At 30.4% G+C, this 6,901-nt stretch carries 7 protein-coding genes; 5 read left to right on the forward strand and 2 right to left on the reverse strand.

Translation table 11 applies throughout. The features are described from left to right. The first annotated feature begins 5 nt into the window (after positions 1-5). On the forward strand, positions 6-1,220 hold the full coding sequence (locus RH95_RS08240; RefSeq protein ID WP_010247952.1) for an AI-2E family transporter: 1,215 nt from the start codon (positions 6-8) through the stop codon (positions 1,218-1,220). Positions 1,221-1,288: 68 nt separating this feature from the next. On the opposite strand, the gene RH95_RS08245 is transcribed toward RH95_RS08240, so the two are convergent. Then, positions 1,289-1,633, reverse strand: a complete 345-nt coding sequence (locus RH95_RS08245; protein WP_010247955.1) for an encapsulin-associated ferritin-like protein — start codon at positions 1,631-1,633, stop codon at positions 1,289-1,291. 145 nt (positions 1,634-1,778) lie between these two features. Here RH95_RS08245 and RH95_RS08250 point away from each other — a divergent pair, with 145 nt between their 5' ends. The 4 genes from RH95_RS08250 to RH95_RS08265 are packed head-to-tail and all read left to right on the forward strand — an operon-like array spanning position 1,779 to position 5,238. Then, a complete protein-coding gene (locus tag RH95_RS08250) occupies positions 1,779-2,999 on the forward strand; it encodes an ABC transporter ATP-binding protein (RefSeq protein WP_010247958.1) in 1,221 nt (406 codons plus the stop codon). After that, positions 2,992-3,627: an ABC transporter permease gene (locus RH95_RS08255; protein ID WP_010247959.1), complete on the forward strand. Its 636-nt coding sequence runs from the start codon at positions 2,992-2,994 to the stop codon at positions 3,625-3,627. Before RH95_RS08250 ends, RH95_RS08255 begins: the two co-directional genes overlap by 8 nt. Beyond that, a complete protein-coding gene (locus tag RH95_RS08260) occupies positions 3,627-4,601 on the forward strand; it encodes an osmoprotectant ABC transporter substrate-binding protein (RefSeq protein ID WP_010247962.1) in 975 nt (324 codons plus the stop codon). The genes RH95_RS08255 and RH95_RS08260 overlap by 1 nt, the downstream gene beginning before the upstream one ends. Next, on the forward strand, positions 4,594-5,238 hold the full coding sequence (locus RH95_RS08265) for an ABC transporter permease (RefSeq protein ID WP_010247964.1): 645 nt from the start codon (positions 4,594-4,596) through the stop codon (positions 5,236-5,238). Before RH95_RS08260 ends, RH95_RS08265 begins: the two co-directional genes overlap by 8 nt. A gap of 47 nt (positions 5,239-5,285) precedes the next feature. Here the strand turns inward: RH95_RS08265 and RH95_RS08270 are convergent, their stop codons facing one another. After that, entirely contained in the window at positions 5,286-6,587 is a 1,302-nt protein-coding gene (locus tag RH95_RS08270; protein ID WP_010247966.1) for a Na+/H+ antiporter NhaC family protein, read from the reverse strand. Positions 6,588-6,901: the final 314 nt, after the last annotated feature.

A 6,901-nucleotide genomic window follows, 5' to 3' on the forward strand; every position in this document is an offset into this window, starting at 1 on the left:
GATTCATGGAAGAAAAAAATGAGAAAAGGGAAATAGAAAAGAGTGCTGTAAGAAAATTGTCCTTTAAAAAAGAGGTTTATAAGAAGGTTTTCTTGACAGGACTTGCACTTTTATTTGTAGCTTATTTATTTGCAAAAAGTAATTACATATTTTCTGGAATTGGAGTATTTTTTGGTATAATTTCACCCTTTATTCTAGGTGCAGTTTTTGCTTTTATAATGAAAATACCTCTAAACTTCTTTGAAAATAAAGTTTTTAATAAAATAGAAAATAAAAATTTTCAAAAACACAAGAGATCTATTTCCATTACTATTTCTTTTATCCTATTAATACTTATAATTTATATAATAAGTGTTATCATTGCACCTCAAATTGCAAATTCTTTTAATGGACTTAAAAAATCGCTGCCCAGTTTTTTGCAAATGGCAATAGATAAAACTAGAGAAATACCCTTTTTAAATGAATATTCTAACAGATTGCAACAAGAATATGACAATTTAAGCTGGAATGAAATATTTAATAGAGTAAAAAGTTTTATGACATCGGATGAAAAATCGACAGCTATTTTAAACAATGCACTTTCTACCGCTTCAAGCATAATAGGAGGACTTTTTTCTTTTTTTCTTGCCGTAATTACTTCAATCTATATATTGGCAGATAAAGAAAGCCTTGGATACCAATCCACAAGAATTTGCTACTCAATGTTTGACGACAAAGTTGCAGACAAGATTCTTCATGTTGCACACCTTTTGCATGAAAATTTTTTTGGATTTATAAAAGGGCAATTGGCAGTTTCAACTCTTATAGGAATTGCAACATTTATATCCAGTTTTATTTTAAGAATTCCCAATGCAGCGACTCTTGGCATTATAGTTGGAGTTACTGATCTAGTGCCGATTATTGGACCTTTTTTAGGTGGGGCAATGGGATTTATTATGATTGCAATAGAAGATTTAACAAAAGCTTTTGCTTTTTTAATTTTAATAGTTATTTTACAACAAGTCGAATCAAATTTAGTTTATCCAAAACTTGTTGGAGGAAAAGTTGGTCTTCCATCTCTTTGGACTCTTATTGCAATAACAGTTGGCGGTTCACTCTTTGGTGTTGTGGGAATGTGGATTTTTGTGCCACTTGCATCTACAATTTATGAACTTATAAAAGAGTATACTGAGAGAAAAATAAATGAAAAAAATTTAGAGCTCAGAATTAAAAAAATTTAAAACAAAAAATAAAAACTGACTAGAATTTTAAAACTCCAGTCAGTTTTTTGTAGAAAAATTTTTAAGAATTATTTGCTTTTCTTTTTGCTAGTATTTTTTTCTTTTTTATCGTCTTTTTTACTATTTTCTTCTGCTTCTAAAATATTACCTTCGCAGAATAAGTAAGTTCGCATTTGTTCGTCCCATCCATCTTGATTGCGTCTTAGCCATTCAAGAGTCATCATTGCGTGTTCGATTTCTTCTTCAGCGTTGTGCCACATAATTTCTTTTAAATCTTTGTCATTTGTTACAGCAACTCTTTGGTAATACCAGTCAACTGCTGCAATTTCTTCTTTAAAAGAGTTAATTGCTCGAATAATTTCTCTTTCCTTTTTAGTCATTTCACTAGCGGGTTCATGATAATCGTTAGCCATAATATCCTCCTTAAAAAAATAAAAAATACAATCTTATACCTAGATTATAGCACTAATAAGATATCAGTCAATCGTTTCATTTTTTGAAAAATTTTAACTGTGATATAATATTAATAAGATAGGTTTGGAATAAAGGGGGAGTATAATGATAGAATTTAAAAACGTAAGTAAAATTTATCCTGGAAATCAAGTTGCAGCGGAAAATATAAATTTAAAATTTAATGATGGAGAATTTATATGTTTCATTGGAGCTAGTGGTTCAGGGAAAACTACTTGCATGAGAATGATCAATAGAATGAACGATATTACTAGTGGCGAGATTTTAATAAATGGTGTAAATATAAATGAAATGGATGCAGTTGATCTTAGAAGACAGATAGGATATGTAATACAACAAATAGGACTTCTGCCACATATGACAGTTTATGATAATATTGTTTTAGTGCCAAGGCTTTTAAAGTGGGAAGAAGATAAGTTAAGACCAATTGCAGAAAATTTAATCGAAAAAGTTGATCTTCCTCTTTCTTATTTAGATAAATATCCATCAGAACTATCTGGAGGACAACAACAGAGAATTGGAGTTATAAGAGCTCTTGCAGCAGATCAAGATATTATTTTAATGGATGAACCCTTTGGGGCACTTGACCCTATAACTAGAGATGCACTTCAAAAACTTGTTAAAAGACTTCAAAAAGAAATGGGAAAGACAATCGTCTTTGTTTCTCACGATATGGACGAGGCGCTTACTTTAGCAGATAAAATTGTAATTATGAAAAAAGGGCATGTTGAGCAATTTGATACGCCAGAGAACATTTTGAAAAATCCTGCCAGCAAATATGTAGAAGAAATGCTTGGAGAAGAGAAACTAAATGAAGCAAAAACTTCTTATAGAACAGTAGAAACAATAATGTTAAAAAATCCTGTTTCACTGACAAAGGATAGATCCACTTATGATGCTCTAGCTCTTATGAGAAATAAAAGGGTAGATACAATTTTTGTGACAGACGAAGATAATCATCTTCTTGGTGCAGTAGGGATGTTTGACATTGGAAGATTTGGGAAAAACATTAAATCTTTAGAAGAAGTCATGGAAAAAGTTTATGCAATCAAAGAAGATACTGTTATCATGAATGCCATTCGTGATATTTATAATTTAGATATTAAAAATCTTCCTGTTGTTGATTATGAAAATAAATTGGTGGGGCTTGTAACTAGAGCATCTGTCGTGGATACAATTTATACAAATCTTTGGGAAAATGAGGACGAAGTAGAAGAAGGAGAAATCTTTGAAGAAGATAATTTATCAGAACTTATAAAAGATGCATCAGGGGATTCATCTAAAAAGATAGGTGAGAATGATGATTGATTATCTACTTTCAAATAGTGCAGAAATTTTTGCAAAATCAATGGAGCATCTATTTATTGCTTCCGTTTCATTATTTTTTGGGATACTAGTTGCTGTTCCTATTGGGATTTTGCTAACTAGATCTAAAACTGCAGCAAAAATTGTGATGGCAATTGCATCAGTCTTACAAACTGTTCCTTCCTTTGCACTTCTTGCTCTTATGATTCCAATTTTTGGAGTTGGGAAAAAACCAGCCATAGTTTCGCTTTTCATTTATTCACTTCTTCCAATCTTGAGAAATACTTATCTTGGGATAGCGGGAGTAAATGAAAATTTAATTGATGCAGCTAGAGGAATGGGAATGACAAAATCACAAATTTTATTTAAAGTACAAATTCCAATGGCAATGCCTGTAATGATGAGCGGGATTAGACTTTCTGCAGTATATGTTCTTGCATGGACAACTCTTGCATCTTATGTAGGAGCAGGTGGACTCGGCGATTTTATTTTTAATGGCCTTACAAATGCAATAATGCCAATGGTAGTATGGGGGACTATTCCTGTTACGCTAATGGCAATTATAGTTGATTTTTTATTTGGAATTTTGGAAGAAAAACTTTCACCTAATAAAACTAGTGAGGTGGCATGATGAAAAAATTAAAAAAATTAATTTTTATAATTTTAATTGCGTCACTTTTAACATCTTGTACACTTCCGGGTATTGGTGGAAACACAAAGACAAATGTAGTTGTTGCCACAGGTTCTAATACAGAAAGACAAATTTTGGGAGAAATAGTAAAACAGATGATAGAGCATCATACTGATCTTGATGTTTCACTTATAACAAATTTATCTTCATCTGTTTTAAATCACATAGCAATGTTAAAAGGAGATGTAAATGTAGTTGGTGCGATGTACACAGGCACAGCACTTAGTGGCGAACTTGGTATGGATCCTATAAGAGATCCAGATGAAGCACAAAAAGTTGTAATGAAAGAATATTACAAAAGATGGAATAGATATTGGTATCCTTCTTTTGGATTTGATAACACATATGCCTTTATGGTTACAAGAAAATTTGCAGAAGAAAATAATCTTAAAAAAGTTTCAGATTTAGAAAAATTATCTGATAAGATAAGTGTTGGAGTTGACACTGCTTGGATAACAAGAGAAGGAGATGGCTATAAAGCTTTCGAAGATATATATGGATATAAATTTAAAACCATTTATCCAATGGACATTGGACTTGTCTATACAGCACTTGCAAGTGGAGAAATGGATGCAGTACTTGGATATTCAACTGATGGAAAAATTTCATCTTATGATTTGGTTGTACTTGAAGATGATAAAAGACTGTTTCCACCTTATGACTGTTCGCCAGTTGCATCAAGTGAAATAATTGAAAAGTATCCAGAAGTTGAAGAAGCTATATTGAAACTTATGGGAAAAATTTCTTCGGAAACTATGCAGGAATTAAATAGACAAGCTGATGAAGATTTAGTAGAACCACAAAAAGTTGCAGAAAACTTTTTAAAGAAAAATAATTATTTTGAAGATGTAGAAGTTGATAAGAAAGAATTGCAAAAGTATAAAGAATTTGTGAAGGGAGGAAAGGATGTCTGAAGTATTTTATTATTATGGGAAAAATTCAAGTTATGTATTTGAACAATTTATTAGACACTTTTTAATATCGATATATGGAGTTTTATTTGCGGCATTAATTGCAATTCCTCTAGGATTTTTTGTTGCAAGAAGAAAAAAACTTTCTAGAATAACAATTAGTATAGCAAATGTGATGCAAACTATTCCTTCTCTTGCTATGCTTGCTATTTTGATGTTTGCAATAGGAACTGGTCCAAACACAGTTGTATTTGCAGTTTTTCTTTACGCAATACTTCCAATTTTAAAAAACACAGTTTCTGGTATAAACTCAGTAACACCAGAACTTATTGATGCAGCAACAGGAATGGGAATGACGAAAAAACAACTTATGACTAAAGTAGAACTCCCCCTTGCCATTTCGATTATAATGGGTGGCATAAGAAATGCACTAGTACTTGCGATAGGAGTTACAGCAGTAGGTACTTTCATAGGAGCAGGAGGACTAGGAGATATTATAACTAGAGGAATAACAGTAGCAAATGGCAGTCCAATAATAATTGCTGGCGCTATACCAACAGCTCTTATGGCAGTTTTAGCAGATTTAGTTCTTGGAACAATAGAAAATAAACTTACACCGAGAACTTTTACAAAAATATAGAATATATAAAACTCAGAGCCTTGCCCTGAGTTTTTTGCTAAAAATTTTTAATTATTATTTCTCTTAAAATCAAGTATGGAAATTATTATATTTACAAGAATAATGTAGTGATGGTAAAAAGAAAATAATATTGCAGCTATTGGACCACCAACCATTTCCATGGGAGTTCTGCCAGTTATATTCCATGGAATATATAATGGAGTCATTATTGCAGAATTTTCTAAGTCCAAAGCAAGTTTGTAATTATCTTCATAATTGTCCCTTGCCATTTCATAAGTCATCATTGATGTCAAAGTTTGGTTTGCACTAAATCCTGCTATGACAAAGGAGATAAAAGACATAACTACCATGTCTGGAAGTTTTATAAACATTTTTTTCACATATTTTTTTACAGAAACTAAAAGTTTTGTTTCTTTAAAAAATCCAAAGTAACCAGAAGATATGCTCACGATTAAAATCATTTTTTTCATAGAAAGTAATCCGCCCCCGTTAATTAATTTTCCTGCACTGGATTCTATGTGAAAGCCAAATATAAGCGAATTTATAATGTCTATTATGTCTTTATTTTGGAAGAGAGCAGCGGAAATTATGGATAATATAATAGAGATTGTCATGTTAATTCTAATGTCTACTTTTAAAATAGCAAGGAGGATTATTGATAGCGTTGGAATTATTAACAAAGGATTGAAGTTAAAAATTTCTGCAATGGAGTTTACACTATCTGAATTAATTTTTGCATCTATATTAAAGTTAAAAATTTGAAAAGTTATTAGAGTTAGGACTAATGGTATTACACAAGTTTTAAACATATTTTTTAAATTTACATATAGATCTGTCTTCGTTAGAGTTGCTACAAGAAGTGCTGATGTTGACATTGGAGAAGATCTGTCGCCAAAATAACATCCTGACAAGATTGCACCACCAGTTACTAATGGATTAAAGTTCATTGCATTAGATATGGACATAGATATTATTCCTGCAGTAGATGCGGTACCAAGACTTGTTCCAGTTAAAATAGAAATTGCTGAATTAAATATAAATACGCCCACGTAGAAAAAATTTGGTGAAATTAAATTTGTGCCAATATAAATTATGTATGCAATGGTTCCAGATAGTCTCCAGATTCCAGTAATCATTCCAATTAAAAGAAAGACTGCCAAGACAATTTTTGTTTCATTAAGTCCTGCAATAATCATTTTTTTAATTTCTTTTATCTTATAGTCTTTTAGAAGGGCGTAAATTATTAAAAGTATTAAATTAAAAAATAGTGCAATCACAATTGATATATTAAAAATTATTGCCACAAACAAATTTATCATAAAAAGTATTAAAGTCACTAACTCTAACATTAAATCACCCATATTTATTATAGAGTATTTATAAAATTTTAGTAACATTGAAATAATTTATTATTTTTTTTATAAAAAATTTAATTTGATATTGCATGAGAGAAGAAGAAATAATATAATGGTTATTGTATTAAGTAACTGATACATAAATACAAAATAAAAAGGGGTTGACTTAACATAATAATAGACTTTTTTATATATAAATATTTTGAAAATATTTAAGAAATTATTTGAAGTTTTTTAAGAAAAATGAAGATTTTTGTTATGTAAAATTTATAAAGTTTACTATATAATTGTATGAGGAGGTTGATATG

This window comes from Peptoniphilus rhinitidis 1-13 (genome assembly GCF_000246925.1).
GTDB classification, from domain to species: domain Bacteria; phylum Bacillota; class Clostridia; order Tissierellales; family Peptoniphilaceae; genus Peptoniphilus_A; species Peptoniphilus_A lacydonensis.